Genomic DNA, 17,968 nt, shown 5'->3' with positions numbered 1-17,968 from the left:
GCTCGAACGCGGTTCGGTGCGCCTCGGCGGCCTAGACTGGCCGGTGATGGATGACACCGAGACGGTAGACACGGTCGGCGACCCTCGACGCGAGTTCGAGGAGCAGGCGCTGCCCTTCATGGACCAGCTCTATGCGGCGGCCATGCGCATGACGCGCAATCCCGCGGATGCGGCGGACCTCGTGCAGGAGACGTTCGTGAAGGCGTACGGGTCCTGGTCGACGTTCGCACAGGGCACGAATCTCAAGGCCTGGCTGTACCGGATCCTCACGAACACGTACATCAACATCTACCGCAAGAAGCAGCGGGAGCCGTTCCAGGGGACCATCGACGAGCTCGAGGACTGGCAGCTGGGCGGCGCGGAGTCGACGACCGCTTCGCACAGCCGGTCGGCGGAGGCCGAGGCGATCGACCACATGCCGGCATCCGTCGTGAAGGATGCCCTGCAGGAGGTCCCCGAGGACTTCCGCCTGGCGGTGTATCTCGCCGACGTCGAGGGCTTCGCCTACCAGGAGATCGCCGACATCATGAAGACGCCCATCGGCACCGTGATGAGCCGCCTGCATCGGGGCAGGCGGATGCTTCGCGAGCTGCTGGCCGACTATGCCGCGGAGCGGGGAATCTCCGCGGCCGACACGAGGAGCAGGAAATGAGCGACTGCGGCTGCGACAAGGCGCGTCAGGATCTGGAGGAGTACCTCCGCAACGAGGTCTGCAAGACCGAGCACTCGGAGATCCGCGAGCATCTCGAGAACTGCCCGTCCTGCCGTGACGAGGCCCTCGTGGCGAAGACCCTCACCGAGGTCGTCGCCAGGGCGTGCAGGGAGACGGCGCCCGAAGAGCTGCGCGACCAGGTGTTCGCCCGTCTGCGTGAGGTGCAGGCCGCGCAGCACTGATCGCCGCGTGGGGTCGACCCGTCGATCGACGTCGGTCACCGCCCATAGGCTGGGGCCATGACGATCATCGACGCCCGCGACATCCCCGCCGACCCCGTATCCGCCGACCGTCTGTCTGCGGACGGACTCGAGTACCGGGTGCTCGACGTGACCGATCGTGTCGCGGCGGAGTCGTTCCAGCGCGCCGTGTCGCGCGGATTCCTCGGCGCGGAGCCGACGGCCGAGGCGCTCGAGTTCGGACGATCCACTGTCGAGTCCCGCCGGAACGCCGGCGTCTACGACGCCGCCGTGCCCGACGGCCGACCCGTGGCCACGATCGACTCCTGGGTCACTCCGCTGACACTCCCGGGCGGCGCGCAGCTGCCGATGTGGGCGATCAGCGGGGTCACCGTCTCGGCGACCCATCGCCGCCGCGGCATCGCCCGTGCGCTCCTCGAGGGCGAACTCCGCGCTGCCGCGACAGCGGGCGTCCCGCTCGCGGGCCTGACGGTGTCGGAGGCGACGATCTACGGTCGGTACGGCTTCGGTTCCGCCGTCCCGGTCGTGCGCTTCCGGGTGGATGCGCGTCGCGCGGGGTGGGCGGCGCCGGCCGCGTCAGGGCGTCTCGAGTACGTCGACCGCGACGCGCTGGCAGCCGAGCTGGGCGCCGTGCACGAACGCGCCCGAACCGCACGGCCCGGTCAGATCCCCGGCTGGTCCGCTCGCTGGGGCGGAATGGCGGGGCTGTCTCCGAGCGACACGGATCGCGACAAGGTGCGGGGCGTCCGGTACCGCGACGGCGCCGGCGAGGTCCGCGGCGCCATGGCCTACACCCTCGCCGAGGAGGGATCGGGCACGGCCTGGCGGCACACGCTCTCGGTGCGCCTGCTCGTGGCGGAGACCTCCGAGGCGACGGCGGCGCTGTGGAGGTTTGCGCTGCAGCACGATCTCGTCGACGGCGTCGAGGCCGAGCTGCGCCCGGTGGACGACCCGCTGCCGTGGCTCGTGCACGACCAGCGCGGTGTCACGCAGACGCTGCACGATCACGGCTGGCTGCGGATCCTCGACCTCGCCGCGAGTCTGACCGCGCGCCGCTACGCGGCCCCGCTCGACACCGTGCTCCGCGTGCACGACCCCCTCGGCTTCGCAGCGGGAGACTGGCGGCTCGTCATCGGTGCCGACGGAGTGGCCCAGGTCGTACCGGCTGACCCGGGTGCTGCCGATGTCGCGCTCGACGTCGCGGCTCTTTCTTCGCTCTACGTCGGCGGTGTGCGCGCCTCCGCCCTGCACGCCGCTGGTCGCATCGACGCAGAGGCGGATGCCGTCGCCGCGCTCGACCGCGCGTTCACCAGCACTCCGGCGCCGGGCCTCGACATCTGGTACTGACACCGCGTCACGACGAAGGGCGCCGCGACCGAGGTCGCGGCGCCCTTCGTGCGTCAGCTCCGGGCTCTGGTCCGATCAGGCGATCGTCAGCGCGTCGCGCAGCAGCTTCGCCTGCTCGGCGGCATGCACCTTCGAGGAACCCGTGGCGGGAGACGCCGAGGCCGGACGCGAGATCGGACGGAAGGTCCGGTCTCCCGGGACGTCGGCGAAAGCGAGCGCGAGGAACGGCCAGGCGCCCTGGTTCTCCGGCTCCTCCTGCACCCACACCAGCTCCGCGTTCGGGTACGAGTCGGTGATGGCCTTGAGAGCGTCGATCGGCGTCGGGTAGAGCTGCTCGAGCCGGACGAGTGCGATCTCGGGGTTCGGGTTCTTCTCGAGCTCCGAACGCAGGTCCCAGTGCACCTTGCCCGAGTGCACGAGCACGCGCTTGACGGCGGTGCGGTCCAGCTCGCGGGTGTCGTCGATCACGGGCTCGAAACGGCCCTGCGTGAACGCCTCGACCGGGCTGGTCGCGCCGCGCAGACGCAGCATCGCCTTCGGGGTGAAGACGATGAGCGGCTTGCGCGGACGCGCGTAGGCCTGACGGCGCAGCAGGTGGAAGTACGACGCGGGGGTCGAGGGACGCGCGACGATCATGTTGTCCTGCGCGCACATCTGGAGGAAGCGCTCGATCCGCGACGAGGAGTGGTCGGGTCCCTGGCCCTCGTAGCCGTGGGGGAGGAGCAGCGTGACGCTGGACTGCTGCCCCCACTTCTGTTCGGCCGCGGAGATGTACTCGTCGATCACCGACTGGGCGCCGTTGACGAAGTCGCCGAACTGAGCCTCCCAGAGCACGAGAGCCTCGGGAGCCTCGACGGAGTATCCGTACTCGAAGCCGAGCGCCGCGTACTCGCTGAGCAGCGAGTCGTAGACGAAGAACCGCCCCTGCGAGTCGGAGAGGTTCGACAGCGGCAGCCACTCCTGGCCGTTCGCGCGGTCGTGCAGGGTCGCGTGCCGCTGCACGAAGGTGCCGCGTCGCGAGTCCTGACCGGCGAGGCGCACGGGCGTGCCCTCGACGAGAAGGGAGCCGAAGGCCAGCAGCTCGCCGAAGCCCCAGTCGATGTTGCCGTTGCGGCTCATGTCGAGGCGCTTCTCGAGCTGCTGCTGCAGCTTCGGGTGCACCGTGAAGCCCTCGGGCTTGTTGACGAAGGCGTCGCCGATCAGCTGGATGACCTCGTTCGAGACGCCGGTCACCTCGGGGGCTCCTACCTGCTCATCGACCGGCGCCTGCTCGGACACGACCGGGGTCGCGCCGGTCTCGGCGGCGTGGGTCTCGGCGAACGCGATCTCGAGCCGGTTCTGGAAGTCCGCCTTCGCCTGGTCGTACTCCTCCTCGGTGATGTCGCCGCGGCCGACGAGCGATTCGGTGTACAGCTTGCGCACCGAGCGCTTGGCCTGGATCAGGTCGGTCATGAGCGGCTGCGTCATCGAGGGGTCGTCGCCCTCGTTGTGGCCACGGCGGCGGTAGCAGACCAGGTCGATCACGACGTCGCGGTGGAAGCGCTCGCGGTACTCGAAGGCGAGCTGCGCGACGTGGATGACGGCTTCGGGGTCGTCGCCGTTCACATGCAGCACCGGAGCCTGGATCGTCTTCGCGACGTCGGTGGCGTACACCGAGGTGCGGGAGTCGTTCGGGAGGGTGGTGAACCCGACCTGGTTGTTCACAACCACGTGGACCGTGCCGCCGGTGCGGTAGCCGCGGAGCTGCGACATCTGCAGAGTTTCGACCACGACGCCCTGTCCGGCGAACGCCGCGTCGCCGTGCACGAGGATCGGCAGCCAGGTGAAGGTGCCGATCGGCTTGCGGTCCTGCTTGGCCCGCACGATGCCCTCGAGCACGCCGTCGACGGTCTCGAGGTGCGAGGGGTTCGCGGCCAGGTACACGGGGAGCTCGGACCCGTCGTCGGCGACGAAGGTGCCCTGCGTGCCGAGGTGGTACTTGACGTCACCCGATCCGCGCTGGTTGCCCGGGGTCTGGGTGCCCTCGAACTCCTGGAAGACCTGGCCGTAGGTCTTGCCGGCGATGTTCGTCAGCACGTTGAGGCGGCCGCGGTGCGCCATGCCGATCGCGGCACCCTCGAGGCCGGCCGTCGCCGCACCCTGGAGGATCTCGTCAAGCAGCGGGACGAGCGACTCGCCGCCCTCCAGCGAGAAGCGCTTCTGTCCGACGAACTTCGTCTGCAGGAACGTCTCGAAGGCCTCGGCCTCGTTCAGCTTGCGCAGCACGCGCAGCTGCTCGTCGTGGCCGGGCTTCTGGTACTTGACCTCGACCTTCTCCTGGAACCACCGGCGCTGCTCGGGGTCCTGGATGTGCATGTACTCGATGCCGAGGGTGCGGCAGTACGAGTCGCGGAGCACGCCGAGGATGTCGCGCAGCTTGGCCACGCGCCGCCCGCCGAAGCCTCCGGTGACGAACTCGCGGTCGAGGTCCCAGAACGTGAGACCGTGGCTCTCGATCTCGAGGTCGGGGTGCGAGCGCTGCACGTACTCGAGCGGGTCGATGTCGGCCATCAGGTGGCCGCGCACGCGGTAGGAGTTGATGAGCTCCTGCACCCGGGACTGCTTGTCGACGCGCTCGGCGAGGTCGACGGCGATGTCGGGGTTCCAGCGGATGGGGGAGTACGGGATGCGCAGAGCGGCGAAGATGTCGTCGTAGAAGCCGCGCTGGCCGATGAGCAGCTCGTGCACCTTCTTGAGGAACTCGCCCGAGCCGGCACCCTGGATGACGCGGTGGTCGTAGGTGCTGGTGAGTGTGATCGTCTTGCCGATCGCGAGCTCGTTGAGCGTCTTCGGGCTCGCGCCCTGGAACTCCGCCGGGTACTCGAGGGCACCGGCGCCGATGATGCAGCCCTGGCCCTTCATGAGACGCGGCACCGAGTGCACCGTTCCGATGCCGCCCGGGTTGGTGAGCGAGACCGTCGTGCCCTGGAAGTCGGCCGCGGTGAGCTTGTTGTTGCGGGCACGGGTGACGAGGTCCTCGTAGGCGGTGAGGTACTCGGAGAAGGTCATGGTGTCGGCGCGCTTGATGCTCGGGACCATGAGGGCACGGGTGCCGTCCGGCTTCGGCAGGTCGATCGCGATGCCGAGGTTCACGTGCGCGGGTGCGACGACCGAGGGCTTGCCGTCGATCTCGGCGTAGAAGACGTTCTGGCTGCGGAACTCGTCGAGGGTGCGGATGAGCGCCCAGCCGATGAGGTGCGTGAAGCTGATCTTGCCGCCGCGCGTGCGTGCCATGTGGTTGTTGATGACGATGCGGTTGTCGATCATCAGCTTGGCGGGGATCGTGCGGACACTGGTCGCGGTCGGGACGGTCAGCGACTCGTCCATGTTCGCGGCGAGGGTCTTGGGCAGTCCGCGGAGCGGCGTGACCTTGTCCTCCTCGGCGGCTTCCTCGGGCTCCTTGGCCGCGGGCTTGGGGGCCTGGGCGGGGATCGGAGCCGCTGCGGCGGGCTTCGCGGTGGTCCGTGCGACGGGCTGGGCGCCGATGACGGGGATGGGTGCGGTCACCGGGTGGGTCGTGGGTGCGGCCTCGGGTGCCGCCGGCGCTGTGCCGGACGCGGCATCGGAGTGGTACTTCTCGAGGATCGGCCACCACTCCTTGTCGACGGAGTCGCGGTTGACCTTGAACTGCTCGTAGAGCTCTTCCACGAGCCAGGAATTGGCTCCGAACCCCCCGTCGCCGCTGACGCCGGTCACCTGGTTCGACACGCTCGATCGCCCTCTTTCATCGCTGAATTCCACGTGTGCGCATCAGGACGTCAGGATGCGTCCGGGCCCGCACACTCTCGACCATCAAGCCTAACGTGTTTCCGCGGCGGATCGTCCAGGCGACGCCCCCGCGTCCGGTCGATCTCGGTACCGTGGAGTCATGGAGTTCTCCGGCGCAGCCCCCTCAGTCGATCTGACCTACTCTGACGTCTTCCTCGTGCCGCGTCGCTCGGCGGTGACGAGCCGGCTGCAGGTCGATCTCGCCCCGCTGGACGGAACGCCAGCGACGCTGCCGCTCGTCGCGTCGAACATGAACTCGGTCACCGGTCCGCGCCTCGCGGCCGTGCTCGCCAGGCGCGGCGGTCTCGGCGTACTCCCGCAGGATCTCCCGTTGCAGGACCTCGACGCGGCGATCCGCGACGTGAAGGCCCAGCCGGTGCTGTGGGACACCCCCGTCGTGCTGCCGCCCGAGGCCTCGGTCTCGGACGCACTGCGTCTGTTCCCCGCCGCCCCCGGGCACGGCGTCGTCGTCGCCAGGGGCGACGCGCCGTACGATGCGGAGCGGATCCTCGGCATCCTCCCGGCGACCAGGCTCGCGACCGCGCTGCCCGACGCGCAGCTCGGAGATCTCGTGCACGCGGGCTCGCCGTCGCTGGACGCCGACGACATCGGATCCGGAAGACACGCCTTCGACGTGATCACCGAGGCGGGCGTCGAGATGGTCACGGTGACGAGGCACGGACACCTCGTCGGCACGCTGAGCGCCCGCAGCGCGCTGCGCTCGACCCTGTACGGACCTGCCGTCGACGCGGACGGCCGGCTCGCCGTCGCCGCCGCCGTCGGCATCAACGGCGACGTCGCCGCCAAAGCGCGCGCGCTCGCCGGGGCGGGCGTCGACGTGCTGGTCGTCGACACCGCGCACGGTCACCAGGAGGGGATGCTGCACGCACTGCGCGCCGTGGCCGACCTCGACCTCGGCATCCCGATCGTCGCGGGCAACATCGTCACCGCCGACGGCGTGGCCGACCTCGTCGATGCCGGGGCGTCCATCCTCAAGGTGGGCGTCGGGCCGGGGGCCATGTGCACGACGCGCATGATGACGGCCGTCGGCCGCCCGCAGTTCTCCGCGGTGCTCGAGACCGCCGAGGCCGCTCGCGCGCTCGGCGCCCACGTGTGGGCGGACGGGGGAGTGCGCTATCCGCGTGACGTCGCCCTCGCGCTCGCCGCCGGCGCGGCATCCGTCATGATCGGCTCGTGGTTCGCCGGCACGATCGAAGCGCCGGGGGAGCTGCAGTCGGATGCCGAGGGCCGCGTGTTCAAGGAATCGTGGGGGATGGCGTCGACCAAGGCCGTGCAGGCGCGGTTCGGCCGTCTCGACGCGTACGAGCGCGCCCGCAAGGAGCTGTTCGCCGAGGGCATCTCGTCATCGAAGATCTACCTCGACCCGCTGCGCCCGGGCGTCGAGGACCTGCTCGACATGATCACGTCGGGCGTCCGATCGTCCTTCACGTACGCCGGCGCGTCGTCGGTCCCCGAGTTCCACGAGCGGGCGCTCGTCGGTCTGCAGTCCGCGGCCGGGTACGAGGAGGGCAAGGCGCTCCCCGTCAGCTGGTGACGGCCCGGAGGAGGGTCGGATCCCGTATTATTCTGCTCACTATGGACGACCCTCCCAGTTGCAGTACCTCGCCCCACCGCCCGCCTCTCATCCGTGAGGGGAACCTGTGATGGATTACATCCTGCTGGGCGTGGGGCTCCTGCTCACGATCGGCACCGGACTGTTCGTCGCGAGCGAGTTCGCACTGGTCAATCTCGACCGTGCGGAGCTCGAGGCCCGTCAGGCCCGCGGGGAGACCCGCCTGGCCATGACGATCGGCGCTCTGCGGCACACCTCCACGCACCTGTCGGCCGCGCAGCTCGGCATCACGCTCACGACGCTGCTGACCGGCTACACGATGGAGCCGGCGATCTCGAACATGCTGCGCCCGACGCTCGTCGCCTGGAACTTCCCCGAGGCGACGGTGGCGCCGATCGCCACGGTCGTCGCGATGCTGATCGCCACGGCTCTGTCGATGATCCTCGGCGAGCTCGTGCCCAAGAACTTCGCCCTCGCGCTGCCGCGGCACACCGCCAAGCTCGTCGTCCCGTTCCAAGTCGCCTTCACCACGGTCTTCAAGCCGGCGGTGGTCGTGCTCAACGGATCGGCGAACGGTGTGCTGCGCGGCATGGGCATCGAGCCGAAGGAGGAGCTGTCCGGGGCGCGCACCGCGGAGGAGCTGTCCTCGCTCGTCCGTCGTTCCGCGAGCGCCGGCGTGCTGGAGGCCGACACGGCCACCCTGCTCGACCGGACGCTCACGTTCTCGCGGCTCACCGCGGCCGACGTGATGACAGCACGGCCGAGCATGCACGCGATCGATGCGGCCGACTCGGCGGACGAGGTGCTGCGGATGGCGCGGCGCACCGGCCACAGCCGGTTCCCCGTCTACGGCGAGGACCTCGACGACATCACCGGGGTCGTGCACCTGAAGGCGGCCATCTCGGTGCCGCGCGATCGCCGGTCCGAGGTGCCGGCCGGGGCGCTGGCCACCGAACCGCTGCGGGTGCCCGAGACGGCGCACGTCGACGGACTCGTCGCCGAGCTGCGGGCCCGCGGCTACCAGCTGGCGGTCGTGGTCGACGAGTACGGCGGCACCGCCGGCCTGGTGACCCTGGAGGACCTCGTCGAGGAGATCGTCGGCGAGGTGTCCGACGAGCACGACCGCACGCGAGCCGGGGTCATCACCGGGCGCGACGGCATCACCTTCCCCGGTGAGCTGCGTCCGGACGAGCTGCGACGCCGCGCCGGCGTCGACGTCCCGGAGGGTGATGTGTACGACACGGTCGGCGGCTACGTGATGAGCGTCCTCGAGAGGGTGCCGGTCGTCGGAGACGAGGTGCCGCTCGACACGGGCACATTGCACGTCGTGAGGATGGACGGACGCCGCGTCGACCGCATCCGCTACGTCCCCGGCACGACCGACGTCGAGGGTGAGGTGACCCGATGAGCGATTGGGCTGGTATCGCCTGGCTCGTGGTCCTCCTCGTCGCCAACGCCTTCTTCGTCGGCGCGGAGTTCGCCGTGATCTCCGCCCGGCGCTCGCAGATCGAGCCGCGCGCCGAGCAGGGCTCCCGCTCCGCGAAGACCGCGCTGTACGCCATGGAGCACGCCACGCTCATGCTGGCGACCTCGCAGCTCGGCATCACGATCTGCTCGCTGCTGATCCTGAACGTGTCGGAGCCGGCGATCCACCACCTGCTCGCCGCTCCTCTGCACGCGATCGGCTGGTCGGATGCCGTGGTCGACACCGTGTCGTTCGCGATCGCCCTGCTGATCGTGTCGTTCCTGCACGTCGTGTTCGGCGAGATGGTGCCGAAGAACCTCGCGTTCTCGGTGCCCGACCGCGCGGTGCTGCTGCTCGCGCCGCCGCTGGTGTGGGTGTCGAAGGCGTTCATGCCGGTGATCTGGGTGCTCAACGCCGCCGCGAACGGCGTGCTGCGGCTGTTCCGTGTCGAACCGAAGAACGAGGCGGCATCGACCTTCACGCTGGACGAGGTCGCGACGATCGTCGACCAGTCCCGCCGCGAGGGCGTGCTCATGGACGCCGCGGGGGCGGTCGCCGCAGCCGTCGAGTTCACCGACAAGAAGGCCAGGGACGTCGCGGTGCCCCTCGGCGATCTCGTGACGCTGCCGCAGACGACCACGCCGGACGACATCGAGAAGGCGGTCGCCCGCTACGGGTTCTCGCGCTATGTGATCGTCGACGAGGAGGACGCGCCCGTCGGGTACGTGCACCTCAAGGACATCCTGCGCGCGTCGGACGGTCCGGAGGCCGAGGCGAAGCTCTTCGAGCCGCTGCCCGCTAAGCGGATCCACCACATGGTGCCCGTGCAGGAGGACACCGACCTGGAGGATGCGCTGGCCGTCATGCGCCGCGCCGGCCGCCACCTCGCGAAGGTGCGCGACCGCGAGGGCCGCACGACCGCCGTGCTGTTCCTCGAGGACATTCTCGAGGAACTCGTCGGCGAGGTGCAGGACGCCACGAGGCGCGTCCGCGGGCACTGACCTGCAGCGACGGCGGCCCTCCGGATCGGATGATCCGGAGGGCCGCCGTCGTGTCGGGCGGTGCCTCAGCGCCAGTGCGCGCGCTCGTACTGCGGCGGCCAGGCGATGTCGGCGCCCAGCTCGTGCGCCGCCCGCAGGCCGAAGTGCGGATCGCGCAGCCACTCGCGCCCGGCGAAGATCGCGTCGGCCGAGCCCTCGGCGAGCACCTGCTCCGCCTGCTCCGCTGCGGTGATGAGACCGACCGCCGACACGGGGATGCGACCGCCCTGCCGCACGGTCTCGGCCAGCGGCACCTGGTACCCCGGGTGCACGGCGATCTGCTGGTGGGCGACGAGTCCGCCGCTCGACACGTCGATGAGGTCGGCACCGTGCTCGGTCGCCCACGCCGCGACGGTGGCGGCCTCATCCGGCGTGAATCCTCCCTCGGCGTGGTCGGTCGCCGAGATGCGCACGAACAGCGGCACGTCTGCTCCGACCTCGCGGCGCACGGCGTCGACGATGCGCAGCAGCAGGCGCGCCCGGTTCTCGAGAGATCCGCCGTACGCGTCGGTGCGTCGGTTCGAGAGCGGGGAGAGGAACTGGTGCAGCAGATACCCGTGCGCACCGTGCAGCTCGAGCACGTCGAAGCCCGCGTCGATCGCTCGGCGGGATGCCGTGACGAATCCGTCGACGACGGCGTCGATTCCGGCCTCGTCGAGCTCGGTCGGCGTGGCGTAGCCCTCGAACGCGATGGCTGACGGCGCGGTCGTGATCCAGCCGCCGTCGTCCGCCGGCACCGAGCCGCGCGCTCCGGCCCACGGCCACCACGTGGAGGCCTTTCGACCAGCGTGGGCGAGCTGCACACCCGCTGCAGCGCCGCGAGCATGGATCGCGTCGACGATCGGCGTCCAGGCGTCGCGCTGCTCGTCGTTCCACAGACCGGCATCCCGCGGGGAGATCCGCCCCTCGGGGACCACGGCGGTCGCCTCGGCGACGATGAGACCCGCCCCGCCGGAGGCGAACTGGGCGAGGTGCGTGTGGTGCCATTCCTGCACGACGCCGTCGACGGCGCTGTACATGCACATCGGCGACACCCAGAGGCGGTTGCGGAGGGTGACGGAACGGAAGGTCACGGGGGAGAAGAGGATGCTCACCCCACCACGCTACGACGCTGGTGCTCGCCCCGGGCCCATCGCACTAACGTGGAGGCATGTCCGATGCGCGTGAGTGGTCCCGCGGCGACACCGCCCGATTCCTGCGGGTGCCGGGCGCCGATGACGACAAGTACTCGCGCGGCGTCGTCGGTCTGCGCACGGGGTCGCCCGCCTACCCCGGCGCCGCGGTGCTGGGCGTCGAGGCCGCGTGGCGCACGGGAGCCGGGTTCGTCCGCTACATCGGCGAGGGCCGCGCGGCCGACGCCGTGCTGGCGCGCAGGCCCGAGACCGTGGTCGGCTCGCACGCGGTGGGCGCCCGGGTCGGCGCCTGGGTGATCGGGTCGGGGACCGATGCCGCATCCCGCACCGTGGAGGAGGAGCGGGAGCTGCGACAGCTCCTCCGCGGCGCCGACCCCGTCGTGGTCGATGCCGGGGCGCTCGACCTCGCTGCCGACGTCGCTCTGGAACCCGCCGGCGATCGGGCCCCGACGCTGCTCACTCCGCACGGGCGCGAGTTCGCGCGTCTCCAGCGTCGCCTCGGCCTGGCTGAGGATTCCGACCGATCGCGCGCCGCGGCCGCTGCGGCTGCGGCCGTCGGCTCGGTCGTGCTGCTCAAGGGCGCGCGCACGCTCGTCGCCGCGCCCGACGGCCGCGTCATCGCGGTCGAGGCGGGGACCGGGTGGCTGTCGACGGCGGGAACCGGGGACGTGCTCGGGGGAGTGCTCGGCGCGCTGCTCGCTGCGAATCCGAATGCCGACGTCGCCGAGGTCGCCGCGGCGGGAGCGTGGCTGCACGGGCACGCCGGTCGACGTGCTGCGGGCATCCCGGAGGATGCGGACGGACCGGGCCGCCCGATCGTCGCTCTCGACGTCGCCGAGGCCCTACCCGTCGTCATCGCGGAACTCCTGGCATGAGCCGAGGGGGGTCGGCGCACGTCGTGCTGCTGTGGACGGCGTTCCTCGCCGTGCACGTCGTCACCGCCGTGGCTGGCTGGGTGTACCCCAGCCAGCCGATGGGCGATGTCGTCCTCGTGTACGAGCCCTGGTCGGCCGCGGCGCTGTCAGGCGGGCCGATCGTCGGCGTCACCGAGACCTGGGTGTACCCGCAGCTCGCGCTCGTGCCGATGCTCGCGGCGAAGCTGCTCGCGGCGCCGCTCGTCGGAGCCCTGGGGGTGTCCAGCGCCTACCTGGTGGCATGGGCGGCACTCGTCGCCGCTCTCGACGCGCTCGCCTTCGCCGCGCTGGTCGGACGATCGCCCTCGCGGCCACGCCGTCTCGGAGCGTGGTTCTGGGTCGCGGCGCTCCTGCTGCTCGGCCCGATCGCGCTGTACCGGATCGACGCGATCACGGTGCCGATCGCCGTCATCGGCGGCCTTTGGCTGACACGCCGGCCCGCGGTCGCCGCGGCGCTGCTCACGATCGGCGCGTGGATCAAGATCTGGCCCGGAGCGCTGCTCGCCGCGGCGATCGTGGCCGCGAGCACCCGCATGCGGATGCTGCTGACGGCGGCAGCGGTTTCCGCAGCGATCGTCGGCGGGCTGCTCGTCCTCGGCGCGGACTCCGAGATCTTCGGCTTCCTCACGGAGCAGACCGGGCGCGGACTGCAGATCGAGGCGGTGGCGGCGACGCCGTTCCTGTGGCTCGCCGTCGCCGGTGCGGCGCGCATCGAGTACAGCTTCGACATCCTGACCTTCCAGATCGACGCCCCGGGTGCGGAGGCCGTCGGTGCGGTGCTGACGCCCCTCATGCTCGTGCTCGTCGTCGCGCTCGCGGCGATCGGTGCGCGCGCGGCGATGCGCGGAGCATCCGTCTCCCGGCTCCTGCCTCCCCTGGTGCTTTCCCTCGTCGTGGCGCTGATCGTGCTCAACAAGGTCGGATCGCCGCAGTTCCAGACCTGGCTGATCGCCCCGGTGGTGCTCTGGCTGGTGCTCGACCGGTCGAGGGCGACGACGCCCGCCGTCATCGTTCTGGCGCTGTGCGCACTGACGTGCCTCGTGTACCCGCTGAACTACGACGCTCTGCTGCGGGCGGAGCTCGTGCCCGTCCTCGTCCTCACCCTGCGCAACGCTCTGCTCGTCGTGCTCCTCGTCGTCGGCATCCGCGCGCTCGTGCAGGTGCCCGCCCACCGGTCGTCCACCATCAGGGAGTGAAACCATGCTGATCGCCTTCTCCGTCGCCCCGAGCGGCACTCCCTCCGACGGCTCGGACCGCGCGGACGCGTCCGTTCACGACGCGGTCGCCGCCGCCGTGCGCGTCGTGCGCGCCTCCGGGCTGCCGCACCGCACCACGAGCATGTTCACCGAGATCGAGGGACCCGACTGGGACACGGTCATGGATGTCGTGAAGCGCGCGACCGAGGCCGTCATGCCGTTCGGGTCCCGGGTGTCGCTCGTGCTCAAGGCCGACATCCGGCCCGGGTACTCGGGCGAGCTCGACGCGAAGATCGAGCGGCTCGAGGCCGCGATCGACGACGCGCACGACTGACCGGCGATCCGGCGTCGGCGTCAGCCGCTAAGCTGATCCGGTGAATCCCTCGACTGAATCGAGGGGTGCGGCGAAGTGGGCGCTCCTCTCCCTCGCCATCGGCAGCTTCGGCATCGGCATGACCGAGTTCGTCATCATGGGCCTGCTGCCCAACATCGCCGGCGAGCTGCTGCCCGGGCTCTGGGCGCGCAGCCGGGAGGACGCTCTGAGCCAGGCCGGCTGGCTGATCTCGCTGTACGCGCTCGGTGTCGTGGTGGGGGCTCCCACGATCGCGGGCTTCGTCGCACGGTTCCCGCGGCACCGCGTGATGATCGGCCTCGCGCTCGCCCTCACCGTCTTCAACGCCCTGACCGTCGTGCTGCCCACGTTCGAGCTCGTCGGCGTCTCGCGTTTCCTCGCCGGTCTCCCGCACGGCGCCTACTTCGGCATCGGCGCTCTCGTCGCCGCCGAGGTCATGGGTCCGGGCAACCGCGCCAAGGGCGTGGCGTTCATCCTCACCGGCCTCACGGTCGCGAACGTCGTGGGCGTGCCCCTCGGCACGTTCCTCGGCCAGCAGTGGGGGTGGCGAGCGGCGTTCGGCGTCGTCGCTCTCGTCTTCGCGATCGCCACGATCTGCATCCTCCTCTTCGTCCCGGAGCACCCGGGGACGCCGGGACGCACCATGAGGCAGGAGCTCGGGGTGTTCCGCATCCCTCAGGTCTGGTTCACGCTCGGCATCGGGTCGATCGGCTTCGGCGGATTCTTCGCCGTATACAGCTACATCGCCCCGCTCGTCACCGAGGTCGCCGGATCGCCGGAGAGGGTCGTGCCGATCGTGCTCGTCCTCATGGGGATCGGCATGACGGTGGGCAACCTCGTCGGCGGTAACCTCGCCGACATCGACCTGCGCCGCACGCTGCTGTTCGGCCTCGCGGCCATGGCGGCGGTGTTCGTGCTGCTCGCGCTGGCCTCGGCGTGGATCGTGACGCTCGCGCTGCTCGTGCTCGTGGTCGGCTTCGTCTCGGCAGCGCTGAGCCCGACCATCCAGACACGGCTCATGGACGTCGCCGGCGACAACCAGTCGATCGCCGCGGCCATCAACCACTCGGCCCTGAACATCGGCAACAGCCTCGGCGCCTTCCTCGGCGGCGTCGTGATCGCCGTCGGGTGGGGCTTCACCGCTCCGTCGTGGACGGGCGCGGCCTTGGCGCTCGCGGGTCTGCTGATCGCCCTGATCGCCTACCGCGCCGAGGCGCGGCGTCCGGCACTCGTCTCCTGATCAGGTGTCCGACCCCTGAGTCGGCGTTCCTCCCCGGTCCGAGACCGCGCCCGTAGAGTGACGGGATGACCGATCTCGATGACCTTCCCGTCGCGGGCACCGTCGTATTGCTGCGACCCGGAGCGCCCGCCGACGATCGCGCTGACGGGATCGAGGTGCTCCTCCTGCGTCGGCCCGGTCGCGGCTCGTTCGCCGATGCCTGGGTCTTCCCCGGCGGCAAGGTCGAGGAGTCGGACCGCAGGGCGGGCGACGACGAGGTCGACCGGGCGCGGCGCGCGGGCATCCGCGAGACCGAGGAGGAGGTCGGTCTCACGGTGGAAGATGTCGTCGTCCTGTCGCGGTGGCAGCCGCCGGTCGAGGCGCCCGTGCGGATCAGGACCTGGTTCTTCCTCGCCGCGGCCCCGGCGGGAGACCTGCGTCTCTCGGCCGACGAGGTCGTCGACGCGCGCTGGGTGAGCCCTGCACAGGCGCTCGCGCATCACGCGACGGGGGAGTGGACGCTGTTCCCGCCGACCTGGATGACGCTGAACCAGCTCCGCGCGACAGAGTCCGTCGATCAGGCGCTCGCCGGGGCGAGCGCGGCGAGGTACTTCTCGACGCGCGTCCTCCCGGAAGGGGACGGCGCGGTCTTCGCCTGGGAGGACCTGCGTCTCGACACCCGGTCCCTGCCCTGGACGCTCAGCGAGGGCTGAGCGGCGCGTCGGGCGTCACGCCGCGAGCAGTCGGCGCAGATGCGCCCCCACGGCCTGCGTCTCGATGAGGAAGCCGTCGTGGCCGAAGTCGCTCACGAGCACCACGGCCTCGTCTCCGTCGATCGTGTGGGGAATGCCGCGAGCGATCCGGTGCTGGCCGTCGACGGGGAAGAGCCGGTCGCTGTCGATGCCGAGCACCAGCGTGCGCGCTGTCACGGCCGCCAACGCCGCCTCGACGCCGCCGCGATCGCGACCGACGTCGTGCGAGTTCATGGCCTCGACCAGGGTGATGTAGCTGTTCGCGTCGAACCGCCGCGTGAACTTGTTGCCGTGGAAGTCGAGGTACGACTCGACCGCGAACCGGCCGCCGTGCCCCAGCGGCGACACATCGGACTGCCACGACCGCTGGAACCGCTGATTCAGCTCGATCGGGCTCCGGTAGTTCAGCAGAGCCATCCGTCGCGCGAGGGCGAGTCCCCGATGGGGCCCGTCACCGTCGGAGAGGTCGTAGTACTCGCCGCTCAGGTAGCGCGGATCCATGCGGATCGTCTCGAGCTGCACGGTGTTCAGCGCGATCTGGTCGGCCGTGGTGACCGGGGGCGATGACAGCACGGCGAGCCTCTCGACGCGCTCGGGGTGGGTGGCCGCCCACTCCAGCGCGTGCATGCCGCCCATGGAACCACCGATCACGGCGGCCCACGTGTCGATGCCGAGAGCGTCGGCGAGGCGCACCTGCGCAGCGACCTGATCGCGGATCGTCAGGTACGGGAAGCGTGACGCCCACTCCGTGCCGCGCGGCGCGATGCTCGCGGGGCCGGTGGATCCCTGGCATCCGCCCAGCATGTTCGGTGCGATCACGAACCAGCGATCGGTGTCGAGCGCTGCTCCGGGGCCGACGATGTCCTCCCACCACCCCGCGGTCGGGTGGCCGGCGCCGGCTTCGCCGCGCACGTGACTGTCGCCCGTCAGCGCGTGCAGCACGAGGATCGCGTTGTCGCGGGCGGCGTTGAGCTCTCCCCACGACTCGAAAGCCAGACGGATGCCGGGCAGCTCGGCCCCGCTCTCGGTGCGGAATGCGCCGAAGGAGGCGAAGCGACGACCGCCGAGGGGGTCGCCGTCGCGCCACGCGCCGGTCGCGGGCGGTCGCGCGCGGAGCAGCCGGACGTCGGCCTCCGTCACGGGTGCCGAGGGCACCGTGTCTTCAGAGGTCGTCTGCCAGTCCATGTCTCCATTCTCCCGTGACGGATGCGGCGGCGACGGAACGTTACGCCGCCCGGGAGCGTCGTCGCACCGGCCGCGGTCAGAGGCCGAACGTCGTCACGGTGGCGAGATGGTCGCTCTCACCGGCCCGCATCGTGCCGGACGACACGACGTCGAGGCCGCGCGCGAACACCTGGTCGATGCGGGTGAGCGGCAGCGCGGCCGGCCAGGTGAACCCGAGGGTGCCGTCGGTCGGTCTGACCCAGTCGAGCCGTCCTCGCAGGGCGCCCAGGGCGGGATCCGCCGACGCGGCGTTGAAGTCGCCGACGGCGACGACGGCGGCGGCCTCATCGGAGGCGACCCGGTCGGCGAGGTTCGCGAGCATGGTGTCGCGGCCCTGCTGCTGGCCGGGGCGCACGGAGGCGGCGTGCAGCACGTACACGGCGACCTCGGCATCCGGCGTCTGCACGGTCACGCGCAGCGCGCGCTTCCAATCGAGGCCGAGAGTGAGTGCATCGGTGCTCGTCAGCGGATAGCGGCTCCACACCCCGACCGTTCCGACGGCGTACGAGTGCGGGTATCGCTCGTCGAGTGCGGAGCGGGCCGCTGCGAGACTGTCGCCGTCGAGCTCGGTGAGGGCGATGACGTCGGGGGAGGACGCGGCGATCTCCTCGGCCGATGACGCGGCACTGCCGGAGTGCGCGCGCACGTTCTGGCTCACGACCTGCAGCGTGGGCGCGTCGGTCGTCGTCGCGAACCCAGGGGCGGTGGGGAGGAGCGCCAGCAGCCAGACGAGAACGGGGACGAGCAGGAGCAGCAGCAGACGGCGGGCGCGCACGAGCGCGACGACGACGAGGAGCCCCAGCAGGAGCCCCAGCCAGGGGAGGACGACGGATGCCGCGGTGCCGACGATGCCGGGAACCCACACCGCGAGGGTCGCGAGCAGTATCCCCGCCGCGCTCACGGCGATCGCCCGGGCGGCGGTCCGCTGACGAGAGCGGGCGGCGGTCGGCGCTGCGACGTCGGTCATGGTGCTCCTCCGGGCGGGGATCTCCATTCTCGATGGTCGCGGCTGTACGCCCCCCGAACGCAGAAGT

General features: G+C 70.9%; 15 protein-coding genes. 11 read left to right on the top strand and 4 right to left on the bottom strand.

Translation table 11 applies throughout. From position 1 onward, the window contains the following. Positions 1 to 46 precede the first annotated feature (46 nt). From MRBLWO14_RS02515 to MRBLWO14_RS02505, 3 genes are read left to right on the top strand one after another with little or no spacing between them, the layout of a single operon-like run. Positions 47 to 652, top strand: coding sequence for a sigma-70 family RNA polymerase sigma factor (locus MRBLWO14_RS02515; RefSeq protein WP_341934904.1), 606 nt, complete (start codon positions 47 to 49; stop codon positions 650 to 652). Beyond that, positions 649 to 894 carry a zf-HC2 domain-containing protein gene (locus tag MRBLWO14_RS02510; RefSeq protein ID WP_096714735.1) on the top strand — a complete coding sequence of 82 codons (246 nt, stop codon included), beginning with the start codon at positions 649 to 651 and terminating at the stop codon, positions 892 to 894. The genes MRBLWO14_RS02515 and MRBLWO14_RS02510 overlap by 4 nt, the downstream gene beginning before the upstream one ends. A gap of 57 nt (positions 895 to 951) precedes the next feature. Further along, positions 952 to 2,259, top strand: coding sequence for a GNAT family N-acetyltransferase (locus tag MRBLWO14_RS02505; RefSeq protein ID WP_341934903.1), 1,308 nt, complete (start codon positions 952 to 954; stop codon positions 2,257 to 2,259). Between the two features lie 75 nt (positions 2,260 to 2,334). On the opposite strand, the gene MRBLWO14_RS02500 is transcribed toward MRBLWO14_RS02505, so the two are convergent. Further along, on the bottom strand, positions 2,335 to 6,006 hold the full coding sequence (locus MRBLWO14_RS02500) for a multifunctional oxoglutarate decarboxylase/oxoglutarate dehydrogenase thiamine pyrophosphate-binding subunit/dihydrolipoyllysine-residue succinyltransferase subunit (RefSeq protein WP_341934902.1): 3,672 nt from the start codon (positions 6,004 to 6,006) through the stop codon (positions 2,335 to 2,337). Between the two features lie 160 nt (positions 6,007 to 6,166). Here MRBLWO14_RS02500 and MRBLWO14_RS02495 point away from each other — a divergent pair, with 160 nt between their 5' ends. The 3 genes from MRBLWO14_RS02495 (at position 6,167) to MRBLWO14_RS02485 (ending at position 10,105) form a co-directional block, all read left to right on the top strand. Next, positions 6,167 to 7,621: a GuaB1 family IMP dehydrogenase-related protein gene (locus MRBLWO14_RS02495; protein ID WP_341934901.1), complete on the top strand. Its 1,455-nt coding sequence runs from the start codon at positions 6,167 to 6,169 to the stop codon at positions 7,619 to 7,621. Positions 7,622 to 7,730: 109 nt separating this feature from the next. Continuing rightward, entirely contained in the window at positions 7,731 to 9,047 is a 1,317-nt protein-coding gene (locus MRBLWO14_RS02490) for a hemolysin family protein (RefSeq protein WP_341934900.1), read from the top strand. After that, the gene (locus MRBLWO14_RS02485; protein WP_341934899.1) at positions 9,044 to 10,105 is read left to right on the top strand and encodes a hemolysin family protein; all 1,062 of its coding nucleotides are present in this window, start codon (positions 9,044 to 9,046) and stop codon (positions 10,103 to 10,105) included. Before MRBLWO14_RS02490 ends, MRBLWO14_RS02485 begins: the two co-directional genes overlap by 4 nt. 65 nt (positions 10,106 to 10,170) lie before the next feature. Here MRBLWO14_RS02485 and MRBLWO14_RS02480 read toward each other — a convergent pair whose 3' ends face one another. Continuing rightward, positions 10,171 to 11,238, bottom strand: a complete 1,068-nt coding sequence (locus tag MRBLWO14_RS02480; protein WP_341934898.1) for an NADH:flavin oxidoreductase/NADH oxidase — start codon at positions 11,236 to 11,238, stop codon at positions 10,171 to 10,173. Between the two features lie 56 nt (positions 11,239 to 11,294). On the opposite strand from MRBLWO14_RS02480, the gene MRBLWO14_RS02475 reads away from it, so the two are divergent. The 5 genes from MRBLWO14_RS02475 (at position 11,295) to MRBLWO14_RS02455 (ending at position 15,671) form a co-directional block, all read left to right on the top strand. After that, the gene (locus MRBLWO14_RS02475) at positions 11,295 to 12,152 is read left to right on the top strand and encodes an NAD(P)H-hydrate dehydratase (RefSeq protein WP_341934897.1); all 858 of its coding nucleotides are present in this window, start codon (positions 11,295 to 11,297) and stop codon (positions 12,150 to 12,152) included. Next, positions 12,149 to 13,387 carry a hypothetical protein gene (locus MRBLWO14_RS02470; RefSeq protein WP_341934896.1) on the top strand — a complete coding sequence of 413 codons (1,239 nt, stop codon included), beginning with the start codon at positions 12,149 to 12,151 and terminating at the stop codon, positions 13,385 to 13,387. Before MRBLWO14_RS02475 ends, MRBLWO14_RS02470 begins: the two co-directional genes overlap by 4 nt. A 4-nt stretch (positions 13,388 to 13,391) precedes the next feature. Then, a complete protein-coding gene (locus tag MRBLWO14_RS02465) occupies positions 13,392 to 13,721 on the top strand; it encodes a thiamine-binding protein (RefSeq protein WP_341934895.1) in 330 nt (109 codons plus the stop codon). 40 nt (positions 13,722 to 13,761) lie between these two features. Beyond that, positions 13,762 to 14,979: an MFS transporter gene (locus MRBLWO14_RS02460; protein ID WP_341934894.1), complete on the top strand. Its 1,218-nt coding sequence runs from the start codon at positions 13,762 to 13,764 to the stop codon at positions 14,977 to 14,979. Positions 14,980 to 15,044: 65 nt separating this feature from the next. Further along, the gene (locus MRBLWO14_RS02455; protein ID WP_341934893.1) at positions 15,045 to 15,671 is read left to right on the top strand and encodes an NUDIX domain-containing protein; all 627 of its coding nucleotides are present in this window, start codon (positions 15,045 to 15,047) and stop codon (positions 15,669 to 15,671) included. 15 nt (positions 15,672 to 15,686) lie between these two features. Here MRBLWO14_RS02455 and MRBLWO14_RS02450 read toward each other — a convergent pair whose 3' ends face one another. After that, positions 15,687 to 16,895: a homoserine O-acetyltransferase gene (locus MRBLWO14_RS02450; protein WP_341934892.1), complete on the bottom strand. Its 1,209-nt coding sequence runs from the start codon at positions 16,893 to 16,895 to the stop codon at positions 15,687 to 15,689. 76 nt (positions 16,896 to 16,971) lie between these two features. Then, positions 16,972 to 17,901 carry an endonuclease/exonuclease/phosphatase family protein gene (locus tag MRBLWO14_RS02445; RefSeq protein ID WP_341934891.1) on the bottom strand — a complete coding sequence of 310 codons (930 nt, stop codon included), beginning with the start codon at positions 17,899 to 17,901 and terminating at the stop codon, positions 16,972 to 16,974. Between the last annotated feature and the right edge of the window lie 67 nt (positions 17,902 to 17,968).

The sequence above is a fragment of the Microbacterium sp. LWO14-1.2 genome, from assembly GCF_038397715.1.
Lineage (GTDB): Bacteria > Actinomycetota > Actinomycetes > Actinomycetales > Microbacteriaceae > Microbacterium.
This window is presented reverse-complemented; position numbering and strand designations above follow the sequence as displayed.

Bases quoted from the DNA above. Each gene is read 5' to 3' on its own strand.
- MRBLWO14_RS02465 (WP_341934895.1), top strand. From the start codon at position 13,392: ATGCTGATCGCCTTCTCCGTCGCCCCGAGCGGCACTCCCTCCGACGGC.
- MRBLWO14_RS02515 (WP_341934904.1), top strand. From the start codon at position 47: ATGGATGACACCGAGACGGTAGACACGGTCGGCGACCCTCGACGCGAG.
- MRBLWO14_RS02490 (WP_341934900.1), top strand. From the start codon at position 7,731: ATGGATTACATCCTGCTGGGCGTGGGGCTCCTGCTCACGATCGGCACC.
- MRBLWO14_RS02450 (WP_341934892.1), bottom strand. From the start codon at position 16,895: ATGGACTGGCAGACGACCTCTGAAGACACGGTGCCCTCGGCACCCGTG.
- MRBLWO14_RS02485 (WP_341934899.1), top strand. From the start codon at position 9,044: ATGAGCGATTGGGCTGGTATCGCCTGGCTCGTGGTCCTCCTCGTCGCC.
- MRBLWO14_RS02495 (WP_341934901.1), top strand. From the start codon at position 6,167: ATGGAGTTCTCCGGCGCAGCCCCCTCAGTCGATCTGACCTACTCTGAC.
- MRBLWO14_RS02475 (WP_341934897.1), top strand. From the start codon at position 11,295: ATGTCCGATGCGCGTGAGTGGTCCCGCGGCGACACCGCCCGATTCCTG.
- MRBLWO14_RS02470 (WP_341934896.1), top strand. From the start codon at position 12,149: ATGAGCCGAGGGGGGTCGGCGCACGTCGTGCTGCTGTGGACGGCGTTC.
- MRBLWO14_RS02510 (WP_096714735.1), top strand. From the start codon at position 649: ATGAGCGACTGCGGCTGCGACAAGGCGCGTCAGGATCTGGAGGAGTAC.
- MRBLWO14_RS02445 (WP_341934891.1), bottom strand. From the start codon at position 17,901: ATGACCGACGTCGCAGCGCCGACCGCCGCCCGCTCTCGTCAGCGGACC.
- MRBLWO14_RS02455 (WP_341934893.1), top strand. From the start codon at position 15,045: ATGACCGATCTCGATGACCTTCCCGTCGCGGGCACCGTCGTATTGCTG.
- MRBLWO14_RS02505 (WP_341934903.1), top strand. From the start codon at position 952: ATGACGATCATCGACGCCCGCGACATCCCCGCCGACCCCGTATCCGCC.